14 protein-coding genes, 1 tRNA gene and 2 pseudogenes are annotated in these 15,641 nt (G+C 34.6%); 3 read left to right on the top strand and 14 right to left on the bottom strand.

Annotated elements, in window-relative coordinates:
• Positions 1-144: 144 nt before the first annotated feature.
• Positions 145-1,512: an aldehyde dehydrogenase gene (locus CN288_RS09090; protein WP_098302166.1), complete on the bottom strand. Its 1,368-nt coding sequence runs from the start codon at positions 1,510-1,512 to the stop codon at positions 145-147.
• A gap of 257 nt (positions 1,513-1,769) precedes the next feature.
• On the bottom strand, positions 1,770-4,157 hold the full coding sequence (locus CN288_RS09085) for an immune inhibitor A domain-containing protein (protein ID WP_098302165.1): 2,388 nt from the start codon (positions 4,155-4,157) through the stop codon (positions 1,770-1,772).
• Positions 4,158-4,522: 365 nt separating this feature from the next.
• Between CN288_RS09085 and CN288_RS09080 the strand changes: the two genes are divergently transcribed.
• Both CN288_RS09080 and CN288_RS09075 read left to right on the top strand, forming a co-directional pair.
• Positions 4,523-4,654: an anti-repressor SinI family protein gene (locus CN288_RS09080; protein WP_026591407.1), complete on the top strand. Its 132-nt coding sequence runs from the start codon at positions 4,523-4,525 to the stop codon at positions 4,652-4,654.
• 90 nt (positions 4,655-4,744) lie between these two features.
• Positions 4,745-5,068, top strand: coding sequence for a helix-turn-helix domain-containing protein (locus tag CN288_RS09075; protein WP_026591408.1), 324 nt, complete (start codon positions 4,745-4,747; stop codon positions 5,066-5,068).
• A gap of 97 nt (positions 5,069-5,165) precedes the next feature.
• On the opposite strand, the gene calY is transcribed toward CN288_RS09075, so the two are convergent.
• The 9 genes and pseudogenes from calY to CN288_RS09030 form a co-directional block, all read right to left on the bottom strand.
• Entirely contained in the window at positions 5,166-5,759 is a 594-nt protein-coding gene (gene calY, locus CN288_RS09070; RefSeq protein ID WP_026591409.1) for a biofilm matrix protein CalY, read from the bottom strand.
• 214 nt (positions 5,760-5,973) lie between these two features.
• A complete protein-coding gene (locus tag CN288_RS09065; RefSeq protein ID WP_098302164.1) occupies positions 5,974-6,630 on the bottom strand; it encodes a TasA family protein in 657 nt (218 codons plus the stop codon).
• Positions 6,631-6,708: 78 nt separating this feature from the next.
• A pseudogene (locus tag CN288_RS09060) lies at positions 6,709-6,807 on the bottom strand (TasA family protein); the annotation flags it as partial.
• A gap of 105 nt (positions 6,808-6,912) precedes the next feature.
• Positions 6,913-7,689 carry a DUF4047 domain-containing protein gene (locus CN288_RS09055; protein WP_035414754.1) on the bottom strand — a complete coding sequence of 259 codons (777 nt, stop codon included), beginning with the start codon at positions 7,687-7,689 and terminating at the stop codon, positions 6,913-6,915.
• A 181-nt stretch (positions 7,690-7,870) separates the two neighbouring features.
• Entirely contained in the window at positions 7,871-8,458 is a 588-nt protein-coding gene (locus tag CN288_RS09050) for a TasA family protein (RefSeq protein ID WP_098302163.1), read from the bottom strand.
• Between the two features lie 61 nt (positions 8,459-8,519).
• Positions 8,520-9,095: a signal peptidase I SipW gene (sipW, locus tag CN288_RS09045; protein ID WP_026591412.1), complete on the bottom strand. Its 576-nt coding sequence runs from the start codon at positions 9,093-9,095 to the stop codon at positions 8,520-8,522.
• Positions 9,096-9,230: 135 nt separating this feature from the next.
• The gene (locus CN288_RS09040) at positions 9,231-10,511 is read right to left on the bottom strand and encodes a D-alanyl-D-alanine carboxypeptidase family protein (protein WP_098302162.1); all 1,281 of its coding nucleotides are present in this window, start codon (positions 10,509-10,511) and stop codon (positions 9,231-9,233) included.
• Between the two features lie 154 nt (positions 10,512-10,665).
• Complete coding sequence (locus CN288_RS09035) at positions 10,666-10,893, bottom strand: hypothetical protein (RefSeq protein WP_026591414.1); 228 nt, start codon at positions 10,891-10,893, stop codon at positions 10,666-10,668.
• Positions 10,894-11,011: 118 nt separating this feature from the next.
• Positions 11,012-11,557, bottom strand: a complete 546-nt coding sequence (locus CN288_RS09030) for a hypothetical protein (protein ID WP_098302161.1) — start codon at positions 11,555-11,557, stop codon at positions 11,012-11,014.
• Positions 11,558-11,859: 302 nt separating this feature from the next.
• Here CN288_RS09030 and CN288_RS09025 point away from each other — a divergent pair.
• A tRNA-Val gene (locus tag CN288_RS09025) sits at positions 11,860-11,932 on the top strand.
• A 178-nt stretch (positions 11,933-12,110) separates the two neighbouring features.
• Here CN288_RS09025 and CN288_RS09020 read toward each other — a convergent pair.
• The 3 genes and pseudogenes from CN288_RS09020 to CN288_RS09005 all read right to left on the bottom strand — a co-directional run.
• Positions 12,111-13,289: a tyrosine-type recombinase/integrase gene (locus CN288_RS09020; protein WP_098302160.1), complete on the bottom strand. Its 1,179-nt coding sequence runs from the start codon at positions 13,287-13,289 to the stop codon at positions 12,111-12,113.
• A 390-nt stretch (positions 13,290-13,679) separates the two neighbouring features.
• The gene (locus CN288_RS09010) at positions 13,680-13,859 is read right to left on the bottom strand and encodes a helix-turn-helix domain-containing protein (RefSeq protein WP_098302158.1); all 180 of its coding nucleotides are present in this window, start codon (positions 13,857-13,859) and stop codon (positions 13,680-13,682) included.
• Positions 13,860-14,500: 641 nt separating this feature from the next.
• Positions 14,501-15,445: pseudogene (locus CN288_RS09005) on the bottom strand (DNA primase family protein); the annotation flags it as partial.
• Positions 15,446-15,641 lie beyond the last annotated feature (196 nt).

Raw genomic sequence — 15,641 nt, 5'->3', positions numbered from 1 at the left:
AATAATTATTTAACAGCGTCCTCTTCTATTCTTTATGTAGTATGTTTGATTCATTTTCGCATGATACACATGTCGAACAGAAAAACCCCTTCAAGCGAGAAGGGGTTTTTATCATACGGCTACGCCTACTGATAAACACCATCATCATTTTAACAACTTTCGTATAAATTTTAAAGCACTTTTTGTAGAAGAGTAACGAATTTTCATATCAAATACTGTAGATTGAGACAAAATGCTTTTATAGTGCGAAAATGTTCGAAAACTTTGCTCCCCATGATAACTTCCTAATCCACTGCTTCCAACGCCACCAAAGGGTAAATATGGCGTAGCAAGGTGATACACAACGTCATTTATACACCCACCGCCATATGAAATATTACGCGTAATTTGTTTTTGAATTTCTTTACTCTCTGAAAATACATATAAAGCTAATGATTTAGGTTGTCGTTGAATTTTTCCAATGATATCTTCTATATTTTCATACTCCATAATCGGCAAAATTGGACCAAAAATTTCATCTTCCATAATAGAATCCTGCCACGTAATATTCGTTACAACACTTGGCTCTATATGTAGAGTTTCTTCATTGTATTTCCCGCCAATTTCAACACTGCCATCTTGTAAAAAAGAACATAGCCTTTCAAAATGACGTTTACTGACAATCCGAACGTAATTTTCATTTTGGAGAGGTTTTTCTCCATATTGATTTTTAATTTCCATTCGCAGTGCTTCAATAAATTGTTCTTTTATAGAAGAATGAACATATATGTAATCCGGCGCAACACATGTTTGTCCCGCATTCAAAAATTTCCCCCAAACAATACGCCTTGCCGCTATTTCTAATTTTGCATCATTATGCACAATACATGGGCTTTTCCCACCAAGCTCTAACGTAAGAGGTGTCAAGCTTTTCGCTGCCGCTTCCATAACAATCTTGCCAACCCCTACACTACCAGTAAAGAAAATATAATCAAACGGCTCTTTTAACAGTGCTGTACTCTCTTCAATACCGCCTTCAACAACCATAACAAGTTCAGCTGGAAATAACTCTTGTAACATATTTGTAAGAAGACTAGAAACATTAGGTGTCAATTCTGACGGCTTTAATACAACCGTGTTGCCAGCTGCTAAGGCTCCTACAAGGGGTGCAATTGCAAGTTGAAATGGATAATTCCACGGAGCCATTACAAGGGTAACACCGTAGGGCTCTGGAACGACTTTCCCCTTCGAACCAGCGTGTGTAAGTGCTGTACGCACACGCTTTGGCTTACTCCATGAAGAAAGATGTTTCATTAAAAAGGAAATCTCCTTTAATACGTATCCAACCTCTGTCGTAAATGATTCATGATCTGATTTATTTAAATCCAATTTTAACGCTTGAAAAATATCAGACTCAAAACGTTGAATCCCTTCATATAACTTTTGTAAATGTTTCTTTCTTTCTTCTATATTTCTTGTGCGACCTTTATAGAAATATGACTTTTGCTCGTTCACAATAGAAGTGATATCCATCTACTATCCCTCCCTCTATGTTTATATACATTCATTTTGATTGTTCAACATGTGACCTACACTCATTTTCTCTCTCTGTTTTCACTTCGCATGGAGCTAAAAGAGGAACTGACCGCTTCTATGCTTGACCGTAGCCTCTCTGCCACCTAAAAAACACTTCTTAAAGTATCATTATATATGAGTTTGTATTTCATTTAAAATATATTTACTCATGAAAAAAGCTGTTGAAAGGAAAACTTTCAACAGCTTCTTCATAATTAACGGTATAAGCGAACTGCACCTGCAGATTTATCATCCGATTGGCCAACTACTTCAAATTTCAGGCCAAGTTTTGGTAAGATGCGTCCTGCATCTGGAATTTGCTGATTAATATAAGCTTTAGAATCGTCGAATTTTGCAACACCTGGTAGTCCATTGTATTCAAATGTTCCACGAGTTGGTGATACAACTTTCCATGCTGGTGTTTGATCGAAAGAGAACGCTGCATCAGCAATTTGATAACGTGTGCTATCTTTAAATGTTGGCTTACCATTTAAAGTTCCTGCAATTGCTTCAGGATGAGAGTCAACTACACCAAGGAATCCGTATCCTGGATGCACGCCAACCCAGTTATCTGTATAGCTAGAATCTGCATACCATACAACCATACCTGTGTTATATACTGGACCGCGAGCATATTTTAACGCTTCATCAGCACCAGCGTAGTTTCTCCACTCTACATAATAGTTATGGCCCTTCTTCTCAATTCCGTTTGAAACAACAAAACCATTTAACTTAAACTGAGTATCGCCTTCTGCGTCATCAGAGAATGCAACATTACCATCTACTGTTAATTTTGCATTATCAAGGGTAAATCCATTTAATGCTAAACCACCATCAGTAACATATTCAAATACAAGCTTCACTTTCTTACCTTTAAATTGGCTTAAATCATAAGATTTGTCTACCCATTTTCCAAGAGTTGTATCTGCTCCACCTTTTACATTTTTATTACCAATTGTATCGATTAATGTTTTCGATCCATCTTCTGCTACTGCATGTACTTCTAAGAAATCATAGTCTGTTTCGATTTCATATAATGATTTGTAATCAAACTTTGCAGTTGTTGCATTTGTTAAATCAAATAAAGGTGTTTCTAACGTAGTATGAAGATCATCACCTTTTGTACTATAGTAGTACTTCTTACCAAATGCTGGCTCAATTCCTTTTACATCTTTATCTGGTAAATTAACACGAATCATGCCTGGTCGATCCGTTTTTGTTACACTTTGATCTAAGTATGTTGCATAACCAATTCCTCGGTTTAACTTATCATAATCTAATTCCACAATATTCGCCCAGTTTCCACCAATTGTTTTTTGGAAGAACTCTTTGTTTTGCGGAGAAAAACTTGTTGGCGTTGTTCCAGCAATGTTACCTGCCCAGCTACCGCCACTCATAATAGACCATGATTGAATTGGCTCGCCCCCACCAGAATATTTCGTATCATATTCATCTGGAAGACCTAAATCATGACCATATTCATGTGCGAATACACCAACTGCTCCATCTTCTGGTTCAATTGTGTAGTCAAATGCTGCCATTTTACCGCCCCAGTACGGTACTTTCGCCTTTGTTCCCTCAATTTGGAATGGCTTTGGACCAACTGTCCAGCGGTGTGACCAAATTGCATCGTCACCTAATTTACCGCCGCCAGCTTCTTGTCCAACACCAGCGTGGATAACCATTAAGTGGTCAATCAAACCATCTGGCTGATTTTTATTGCCGTCTTCATTTACATCATATTGATCAAATTGATCAAATTCTGATAAATCAAGTCCGCTATCTACCGCTGCTTTTAATGCATCTTTGATCAGGTCACGAGGTCCTAATGGTCCTTTATTATCATGACCATCTCCAGCATCTGCACCGTAATCAGCTGCTTTACCTGGAACTGTTAACCATTTCGTAACTGTTCCATCTACTGTATAACTACCGCCAGATTGTTCCTCATAATATTTCTTAAATGTTTCAATGCTTGTCCCATCTTCTAATTTAAATGGTTCGTCACCAAATAACATTTTTTGATAATGTTGTTGGTTAAAGTCACTAGAATACATATAACCAGGCTCTTTATCGATATTATTATGTTTGAAATCAGCATACTCTACAAGCAAAACAAGTACTTTATCCTTACGAACTTCCCCATTATACTCTTTTGCTTTTGCAGGAGCCGTTGGTACTTTACCATTTAATGTACCTCTAACTGGACCTGTCCCTGCACCATTTCCATTTGCTGGATTTTCTAACTTTTCTTTTGTATCTGCCTTAGCATCTTTAACTTTCTTCAGGAAATCAGATGCTTCTTTTGTAACAGTATCCCCAGTTGCTGCTTCTTTTCCAGGTTTGTCACCCTTCTTTTTCTCTACATACTTTTCGACAGCTTTCTTTGTCTCTTCTTTAGAAGCGGATGAATCAATTACTCCACGTTTTTTAAGAGCATCAGCTAAACGCTCTTCTGGAATTAGATGATCATCAATTGGACTTGTAGCTGCTGCTTTTCCAGGTGTTTCTGCATAAACAGATTGACTACCAGCTCCAAATGAGCAACCAAGAACAGCTGCTACAGCAAGTGTCGATAACACTTTAAATGGTTTCTTTTTCATCCCTATTTTCCTCCCCCAATAAAATATGTACCAATATTAAGATAATAATAAAAATTCAGTAATTTTTCAATATTTTGTTTAATTTTGTTCTATTTTGTAATTTTCGTAATATTTTTGTAAAAATCATATATTTTTCATACAGAAATTTCTCAATATATCAGTTATTTCTGAAGATATTGATAATTTTTGATAAAACTATTACAATTTCTTTATAGAATAACAAAGTAGTAGCTTTTTATTAATTTCACCTGCAAAATATACAATAAATTAACATTATTTTCACCAAATTAACTTTTCGAAATATTATAATGTACTTAAAAGATTGTTTATTTTTTGCTTCATTACACATTAGGGAGGAATACACTTTGTACAAAGAAATGGCAGATACGCTAGATCAGGATTGGATTGATTTAATGCTTGAAGCTTTAGATGCGGGAATCGCTATTCAAGATATCGAACACTTTTTCCAACGTATGAACCAATCTACCAGAAACTAGCAGAGTAGTAGAAACGTTCTTTTTAACGAAATTTGTGTTATAATAATGACATCATAAGCCGACTACATACTTACAGAAAGGTGCGCAAAGATGATAGGAGAACGTATAAAACGCCTTCGGTTGCAAAGAGGGATTTCTTTAACAGAACTTGCTGAAAAAGCAGGTGTGGCAAAGTCTTATATTAGTTCCATTGAACGTAATTTGCAAAAGAACCCTTCCATTCAATTTCTTGAAAAAATCGCAAATGTTCTGCAAGTACCAATGGACACACTCCTTCATGACGAAACATCATCCGAAAACCAACTGGATTCGGAATGGACACACCTCGTCAAAGAAGCTATGAATTCCGGTGTCTCAAAAGAGCAATTCCGGGAATTTTTAGAGTTTACAAAATGGAAGAAAAACCAGAAGTAACATATACGCGAAGGAGTGCAAACTGGGGAGCACTCTTTTTTTATTTATAAAAAAAGCGAAAAAAAGCGGGGAATCCCCGCTTTTTTGGTGTTATTTATTATTTCTCTTCGCCTTCTGTTTGATTTGCATTGAATGTCCATTCTAAGTTTAATGCATCGCCTTGGAATTTATTTTGATCTTGACCATTATCTACAAACTCAAATTGTACCCATAGGTAGTCTTCTGTTCCAGCTTCTAAGCCGCCTTTTTCAGCCCACTCTGGAGCAAAGATATCTTTTGCTAAAACATCTGGATCTACGTTCTGTAAATCCGCTAAAGTTGTTTCATATACAGGCTCACTTTGCTTATCCCAGTTCCAAAGGAATTTTACTTTAATATGTTTACCGAAATCTTCACCAGCGTTATCGCCTTTTGCATCTACAACTGCATATTTCGTTGCTAATTTAACATCTTTAATTGCTAATGTACCACTGTTCTTTAATAAGAACTCTTTTTTAACAGTATCCCCTGGTTTAAGGTCTTTGATATCTACAATTGTTTTAGGGTCCAAAGTAAGGTCTAACGTACCAGCTGCAAATGTATTGTTCGATACTTCTTTGTCACTAAAGTAAGCAAATGTTCCTCCACCGATTAAAGATAATCCTAATGCTGCAGAAGCGATTCCCATACCTAATTTTTTCTTTAAACTCACTTTAAATTCCCCCTAGCTATTTTTTATTGTTATCTCTTAAGGATAAGGATAAGAGGTATAACTAATAGAATGACTGTTATCTTTCTATATCCAATGTATGTACAATACCCCTTGAATTCTCTTGTTCTTTAAAAAGCTACCATAAGTTCATTATAAAGAACATAGGGGTATAATTGCAACTATAAAATAATATTAATTTTGTTATCTACAAAACTTAATTTTTCCCATACTTCATTTGCATATATCTTTTATAAAAATAAAACGCACACCCTACTAAGCCAATACCTATTAAGACCATACTGCTTTGTTGTACGCCTGTACGCGGCAGCTGCCAGTTACTATTAGTAGATGGTTGTGCTTGATTGCTTCCCGTTTCATTTTCTGTACCTACACCATTTCCCTCTGGTCCTTCCGCATAGAAAATGAACTTCACTATTGTTTGTAACCCTTGATACTCATTTCCTAATTCTTTAGGAACATGTATCGTATAGATAAGCTCGTCAGTTCTATCAGCTACTAATGTACGATTTTCCATACTTTGAAGTTCTTTTAGACTCCCCTCGTATAACACCTCTTGCTTCTCTTTTACAGTGACCTTAAGAGCTTCATACAGTTTTGTAGACCCTTCCGAAACCTCACTCTTTATACTATATGATAATTTCTTTGTCCCATCATTACTAATACGTATACTTCGATTTGCCCAATCTCCTGGCTTCATATTCGAAACATGAAAAAGTACTTCTTTTGGTTCAAGGCTTATATCTATTTCTCGCCGCTCCTCCGCATAGACTTGGTCAATATTTTTTGTAATACCAATGAATAATACTAAAATTAGACATGTACTCATAATAAATATCCACTTCTTATTCATCTGCATCCCTCATATAACACGAATTGCTATGGAAAAAGGCAGGAGAAACCTACCTTTTTTTTATCAATTCGATTATTTTTATGACCCTTCTGTTCTGTCTGCTTCAAAAGTCCATTTCAGCTGAAGTTGATTACCTTGGAATTCACTTTCATCTTGTTTATTGTCTACAAATTCATATTGTACATAAAGTTAATCCTACTGTTCCTGTTGCCTCCTTCCGCATTTCTCTTGAATTACATTTTTATGTTAACCTCTATATCTGTAGAAGGTATAACCAAAAAATTAGTGATTTTCATGTAAAGTGTCTGAATCTTGTTGCGGTACTTCTTCTTTCTTCTCCTCAGGTTGTTGTAATACTCGATTAGTTTCTTCCGTTTGCTCGCTTTGATTGATTTGCTCTTGTTTAGGTTTTAATGGTTGCTTTATTTCTTCTTGTTTCTGTAACTCTTTTTGCTCAGAAGGAGGTATAACTTGTTCTTGCTCTACTTTTTCAGGCGTGTTAGAAACCTGTTTCACTTTTTCATCCTCAATTTTCTTTTGCAGAGTTAGAATAAATTCTTCTATTTTTGGTACCGATATTTTCTTATCAACATTATCCTTCATACTTTTTACTTTCGTAAAACCAACTTGTACATATTGAAGTACTTCCTTACTTGAGTCGCTATTATTTACTTTTACATTTTCTATTGATTGGTTATAATAATCTTCTATTTCTGCATATATGTGTTGCAACGTTTCACGTTCGACTTTTACTTGTTCAAGCTGTTCTCTCAACTCTTTCACTTTTGGTTCAAGTATTTCTATAGAATCAGCGTGTATTTCCTTATTCATTCCTTCATCTACCTTTAAAATCAAACTCTCATGCTGCTCTGCTTTTTTCACCAAAGTATCAATCGTTTTTGGAAATACAATTGCAGTTGAAACAGTAGAATGTATTTTTGTCTCATTTACAAAAGCAGCCTCCGTATACGTAACTACTTGTGATCCCATATAGAAGACTATTGAACACATACAAGGAAACATAAGCATCGTTTTTAATTTTTTTGATGATTTTAGCATTCCAACCTCTCCCATTACTCGTATCTGATTCTTTATAAAGAACATACTTTCATTATAAATAATAGAATCCGAAAATCATAGAAAATTTTCCTGTTTTTGTTATATATAACTTTTGTATACTAGTTCAAAAATAATACCTATAGTAGGAGCAGGCTATCAATCTGATAGCCTGCTCCTATGATTACTTCTCTATACCAGCTGTTTGCTGTGCATCAAATGTCCATTTCAATTCAAGTGTATCCTCTTGGAATTGATTTTGATTTTTCTTATTATCCACAAACTCAAATTTCACTTTAAACTTGTCTTTGTTCCCAGCTTTAATACCTTTTTCATCTAATTTTTCAGCAAGTGCATCATTATTCACTATTATTAATGGTTTCCCAACTAATTCAGATAGTTTCTTTTCCTTTATAATATTATGACCTTTATCGGTATTCTTTAAGATGGTTACCTTAATATGATTACCAAAATCTTCAGTATTATCACCTTTCACATCTTTCACAATATATTCCGAGTTTAATAAGACTTTTTCAATATCTAATGTTCCGCTGTTTACCAATTCAAAATCACGTACGATTGTATCACCAGGCTTAAGATTATTAACATTAATAATTGCTGTTGGATTTGTAGTTAAATCAAGTGTACCAGCTGCAAAGGTATTATTTGAGACTTCTTTATCGCTAAAGTACGCAAATGTTCCTACTCCAATTAAGGTAGCTCCCATAATTGCCGATGTAATTCCCATTCCTATTTTTTTCTTTAAGGTCATGTCCATATCCCCCAATGACATCTATATATTTATAATCTCTATAATAGAGAAAATAACGGAATTACACGGATTGTCCAACATCTGTAGATTTATTTTTCTTTTCATTATCAATGCTGCGAATTGCACTGAAAATAGTAATAACAGAATACATGAGTAAACATACACCTGGAATAATTAATAGTAAGGCAGCTCCTGCTTTTGAACTCGCATAACTTAACAAGTATCCTACATATGGAACTGTAATATCTGCATATTTTCCAATAACATTTTCCGCTAAGACTGGTTTTAAATCTGGCCCATTATTATTGTCACCCTTTGTTTCATACATGACTTTCCCATTTGCATTTTTCACACCAATAATACGGTGAGTTACAATTTTTTTCTCATCTTCTTTAAAAGTAATTACATCACCTTTTTTATATTTAGATCCATCTTTCGTTGGTTCAATCGCAATAATTGATCCTGTTAAAAATGTTGGTTCCATTGATCCAGATAGTACCGTTTTAAATTGATATCCCATTACAGTCGGATCCCCGCCGCTTGCTTTGGATGAAATAACAACAAACGCCAAGCAAACCATCAACGCAAATAAAACAAATGAGATGACGTTACTAATAATCTTCCAAACTAGTTTCACCCGTATCTCCTCCTCTTTATTATGTATATGTACGTAAAAACTAGGATATCCTAAGCCGTTCTTAACAGAGAACTTAAATTAATACTATAATGAACGAACAAAAAACACAATAAAAAATAGGCAATTGATCATTGCCTATTTCACTTCTGAAGCCGCTTTCTTTTTAGTCCGTCTTACCACATATAAACCGATTATCATTAAACTAATAATTCCAGCTCCAATACCTATCATCCATCCAAAAGGATACTTAGGTTCAGCTGGTTTTATATTTGTTTTCGGCATTGCAAATGTAACATCTTCTTTAGAAAGAACATTAATACTGCCTATTGTTTGATTATTTTTTGTAACATCAACTGTTCCAACTACTTCACCACGGTGAATTCCATTTTGATACAATGTGCTTTTCTCAATAGGAGTAGTTCGAAAAACAGTTTTAACATTTTTTCCTTCATCTTTCTTTAACATAAACTCCGCACTTTGTTCTAGTTCACAATCTATGTCTTTATCTAAATACGTTGCCTTCTGATGCCAATTATTTTTATCTATCACCATTTGCTTCGCAAATTGCGAAAAGGAATGATCCGCAATTTGACGCATATCTTCGTAAATTTCTGGTTTTTGTGATGCCATCACAACATTAACAATACGGTTACCATCTTTCTCATTTAATAATACAAGCGTATTGCGAGCTTCATTTGTAAAACCTGTTTTTCCGCCAATACTATGTGGATTTTCAAAATAATTCGCTTTATTAAAAATAGAAACCGTTTGTCTAGACGTAGTAACCGTTGTCCGTTTCGTATTCATAGCTTGTAAAATTTCAGGATATTGCTGAGCCCCTCTTGTGATCATTGCCATATCATATGCCGTCGTATAATGATTCGGATCATGTAAGCCATTCGGCGTTATAAAATGACTATCCTTTGCCCCTAACTGCTTCGCTTTCTCATTCATCATCTTCGAAAAGTTTTCTATGCTTCCGCCAATCCGTTCACCAATCGCATACGCAACATCATTTGCACTTAATACCATTAAAACTGTTAGCGCTGTATTACGATCGATTGTTTCACCTACTTGAAATTCAAGTTGATAATTACTCTTTTCCTGATCTAATGTAAGTTGTGAAAACGTAAATTGATCCTCTGGCTTCGCATGCTCCATTAATAATATAGCCGTCAACACTTTCGTCATACTTGCCGGAAATGCACGTTGATATGCATTTTTGTCGTACAAAACATCCCCTGTTTTCGCATCAATTGAAACTGCAAATTGACCAAATACATTCGGACCAGGTGTCGGTGTTGGTGTTGGTGTCGGCACCGCCCCAGTACCAGTTTCGGCGTACAATGTCATAGGTGTTAAAAAGAAGACACACATCACCACCATAAAAACCATAATTTTCTTACAATTTACCATATGACTCTCCCTCTTCTATTTTCTTTTGCCTTATATACTAATTCTACCAATCCGACATGAAATTGGTATTAAAATGGAAACTCAATTACCATTGTTCACTATATCATAATTTTACATAGAAAGACATAATCATACGAATAAAAATAAGAAGGACTCATTCTTTCTTATCCTTCTCATCGGCCAATAAATCTATTAAATTATTCCCGGCTTCCTCTTCTGTAATCTCATCGGTCATTCCCATAAAAGACCACCCTTTTGAATCTATCCATTCAATAAACTCATCTAAAAACTCATCATGAGAGACATCAACATCAAGAATCGCACCATTGATTGAAATCGTTCTATTTCTGGGTACACGCATCTTGAAAGATTTTCTTACCATTTGTATATACCTCTTTAATCTATAATGTATTTATAAATCTATTTTCTATTTCTGTTATACCCTATTTCCACGAAATTGTAAAAAGAAGATCCTACCAAAACAAATATAAATTTTATATTTACTTGCTATGTTGCTTAATATAATCATCATATGCAGGTATCGCACTAGCATCACCAGCACCAGCTTTCGCACTGTTAAACACATCTCTCGATTGCAATCTGTTCTGTCCGATATCAAGATCGTGTAAAATACGGTGAACATATACTAAAGCTGTTGTATCATGATTTTGAATTGAAATACGAAGCAATATTCTAGCTCGTTCTAAATCTTCCTTTAAATTGCCTTTAGACAATGAAGCAGCTTCTATTAAAGTGGTATCAATTAACTTGAATCCCGATTCATTCTCTTCCCAAGCTGGAGCATCCGTCTTCTCAAAATTCTCATGTCTTTCCCAACCTGTAATCGAATTTAAATCACTATGCATTTCTCTTATCTTCATTCCAATATCTTTTGATTTATCTACCTCTTCGATTTGCTCAGTTTCCTCAGCTTTCATTTCTGCCTTATCTGTTTTAGTAAAAAACATAATGCTACCAAATATCAATCCACTTAAAACAAGCCCACCCATAACAAAAACAGTCCATTCTCCACTCCTTCTAAACAAAGTGACACCCCCCTTCAAATTATCCCCTATTTTAAATTATATCAATTTCAAATCACATTATAGGATAAAACTACTACTCAATCTGATAAAAGGCGAAAAATCCCTTCAACTTTATGAGTAAATCATTCGCTTATTTACTATTAAACTACATGAAAATGTGCCTTCAATAAAATATAGGCGTGGTATTCTATCAAATTCCATTTTTAATATTGTAGTTAAAAACTATTGTAAGGTGCCACTTAATTTTGTATAATCAACCTAACAGAATTATCAGATATATCAAAAAGAAACTTTTTCATCATGATCCCGTAGCTCAGCAGGGAGAGCGCCACCTTGACAGGGTGGAGGTCGCTGGTTCGAACCCAGTCGGGATCATTAATACAGACCCTTGAAACCACTTGTGTTTCAAGGGTTTTATCGTTATAACAGATATTTGGATTTTATCTAGTACAGATGGTTGGGGTTTATTTTGGGGTTTAACTCTATCAATTAGAGCTTAATCAAACAAATAAAACTGATACAGTTTAGAATTTTTCCCTCCTCAAGTCAGGAATTATGCCTTTTTCTCTTCTTCATCAAACAAATGATTAAACATATCTGCAGCCTTTTGGTCTGCTTCTTTAAGCGCATGGCCATATATATTCATTGTCGTACTAATGCTTGCATGACCTAAACGATTACTGATGGTCTTCATATGAGCGCCTTCGTTAATAAGCAGTGTAGCTGACGTATGTCGTAAATCATGAAAACGGATATAAGGCAGATTATTTTTCTTGATAAACCTTCCCCACCACGTATACACGCTGCTTGGATTTAACGGCTTGCCATCTATAGCTGTGAACAGAAAGAAATGCTCTCCTTCTTTCCACATATCATCCATTTTCATACGGTTCTCCAAGTATACGATTCTATACTTTTTTAACTCGTTCAATAAGGGTTTGGGCAAGGAAAGCTTTCTTACGGAATTCCTAGTCTTCGGCTCTTTTATGAAATATCCCTTATCCTTTGTATAATTGAGCGTCTGCTCTACTGATACAACACCATCACTTAAATCGATATGCTCCCATTCTAATCCTAGTAGTTCCCCCCTCCTCATTCCTGTAGTGAGTGCCATCTTAATGAGTATTTGCCACATGACAGACTCTTTCTCTAATCCCATAAGGAGGAATTTAATGTCTTGCTTGTTGTACACTTCTGTCTTTGCTTGTGTCACTTTCGGCTTTTTCACACCGGCTACTGGGTTATCTTTAATTAATTGCCATTCTACAGCTCGTGAAAAAATGTTTTTTAAGACTCGGTGATGATATTGAATAGATCCTGAAGATAACCCTCCTGATTTGCTATCTCCTCTTGCACCGTCTTGTTTAAGCTTTTCTAAGAAGCCTAGAATTTGTAACGGCTTCACTTTATCCAATTTCATATGACCAAACTCCGGGAGAATTCTTCCTTTAATGATTTGGTCATACCTTGCTAATGTTGCGGGCGAAAGCTCTCCCACAGCGTACTTAGATCGCCATTCCAGAATAAAATCTGCCAACCGTATGTTTTGGGGATCTATATACTCTCCTGCTAAAATTTCTGCTTCAAACTGGGTTAAAAGCTTCTTTGCTTCTCGTATACCTGAAGCTTTAACTGTTTTCCTTTTCTTAATTTGCTTCCCATTTTGATCATATCCTAACGGTACGGTAAGCCGCCATGAATCCTTCCCGCGCTTCTCTATGCTTCCTGCCATATTAGGGTTTTCCTCCTCTACATTTTTTCTAAATACTCATATTTTCGTTTACAGAAAAAGCCTTTTAGCATCAGTATTCTGGAACTTTTTCACATACAAATAGTTATCAAAATCCCCTATTAAATTTACAAAATGAATTGAACGAACTTTTTCAAATCATAGGAATTTTAACCCAAAACATTTAGCAATCTTGTTAAATCCTTCATCCTGCCCGAATAAAAAAACTTAAACTCTGATTTAGTATAAAGGACAGCATAACGGAAGAACTTCTTCCATGAATACTGCCCTTTATCATTTATATCTTTTGTGTTACTTAGATTTTTAAAATTTCTTTTATCAGAGTAAACAAAGTTCTGTAAATTCATTTTCAATTCCTTGCATATTCTCTAATTAACAATTACCCAATTCTTGGCTAAGTAACCATTTGTCAATACTTTCCTTTCTGAAAAGCAACCTTTTTCCAATTCGGATAAAAGGAATTTCATTCGTACGAACCATTTTATATATTAAATCCCTTGATACTCCAATATAATTTGCTATTTCCTGAACATTAAGTGTTTGCCTATTCATTCTGATCACACCTCACATATTTTTCAAATAAAAGTAGCTCCTACCATCTACCGATACCTAAAACTTTTTGAATGTCACTTACATTTAATACTTCCGGGTATTGATCTAACTGTTTCGTAGTATTAACTCCTTTTCTGTATAACAATTTCCCTTACTTTGATTTATAATATATAAATGACTAGTAGAAATTTACCAGCATCATAAAACCACTAGTACCATCTTCTTGCCGTAGTGCTTGTAGAATTTTTGTTGATAATTTTTCGAGGCAAATTCTACACTTATTAGTTCTTTGAATCCTTAAAATATGTGGTTTTCATCTAAAATGTAGAAAATGTAGATAAATTTTTAAAATTCTTTGTATAATTTATATAAAAGTATCCTAATTGTATTTTTATGGTAAAATTAACATTTTCTTGTGAAGCATCGAACTCTTCCTCTTCTCATTGTAGAGACAATCCTTCCACCTTTATCAGATGGCCTTACTACATACAATTTTAATAGAAGAAGAAGTAACTAATGTAAATTATGAATCTATGATACAAAGGTTATTATTTTAATACATTGAGGGGATAAGATGCTTATAAGCAGACTCACAATAGCTTAGTTATCCCCCGTTAGCATTCAAGAATGAAAAGGTTGCTTTATTCCTTCCAAAACTCCAATCGATTGTCAGGGATTCTATCATTAATATTTAATTGTGATAGTAAGGCTAAGCCTTCATATCCTTCGAGAGGATTTGATCCGTTCAATCTAAACTTCTTAGGTTCAACATTTAATTTGCAGATTTCCTGAAAAAATTCAGACTTACTTAACACTTTTGAGCAATTATCTTTACAGTACTTTAAATAGGCATTAAATAAATCTTTCTTATGAACCCTTATATTTTTATCGTATGGTTCCAGCACACATAAATCCCTTACAAACTCGGAAACGTTATTTATTTCTTTTACGTATTGATTCTTAAATTGAATAGAGTCCTCACAATCTGGGAAAACAAAATTATTCTTTACCAATCTTTTAACCCCCTCAATAGCCCATCTCACAATAAAGTCTCTTTCGTTTAGCAGTTTGTCTTTCAAACCATAATCTCTTTCCTGTTTAGGAATAGTGTTGTTAAAAACCACAAATACAATTCGATCAATAAATGCTGTTGTACTATCCAATTTACGAAGACTTGGCATTTGATTTCCAGCGAACAGAAGCTTACATTTATTAGTAAAGAAGAAAGGATCTTTTCCTTTTCTTTCACCCATTAATACATCATTTCCAGTGATTTTTTTTAATACATCTATGTCTTTCAGCTCACCTTCATTTAACTCCCCAGATATGTTCAGTCTTACATTAAATAATTCTGCAGTCATAAATCTTTGATTTAGTTGATGTAACGAAACTGCACTAGTATACTCTCCCCCCACTATCTCAGTAATAACGTCAAGTAATGTACTCTTACCTGTATTAGGTTGTCCAATAAATACAAACCATTTCTTGGCTGTAGTGTAGTAGGATAACAAGTACCCCATGCACTGTTGCAGTAATTCAATCTTTTCTAAGTCACCATTTGTGCATTGATTAATAAACTTTAAGAAAGTTTTTCCTTCTAATCGTTCAGACCTGTAGTTAGCATTGACATAACTTGGATAGGCTACACTGAACTAGACAAAAAAATTAAGGTCAAGTAGACTACAACTAATATATTAGAGGAGAATCTACTATGACGAAAAATAAAAGAGAAAGAAGAACCTTTACAGCAGAATTTAAACACCAAATGGTTCAACTGTATCA

The organism is Bacillus sp. AFS023182, assembly GCF_002560575.1.
Taxonomy (GTDB): domain Bacteria; phylum Bacillota; class Bacilli; order Bacillales; family Bacillaceae_G; genus Bacillus_A; species Bacillus_A arachidis.
This window is presented reverse-complemented; position numbering and strand designations above follow the sequence as displayed.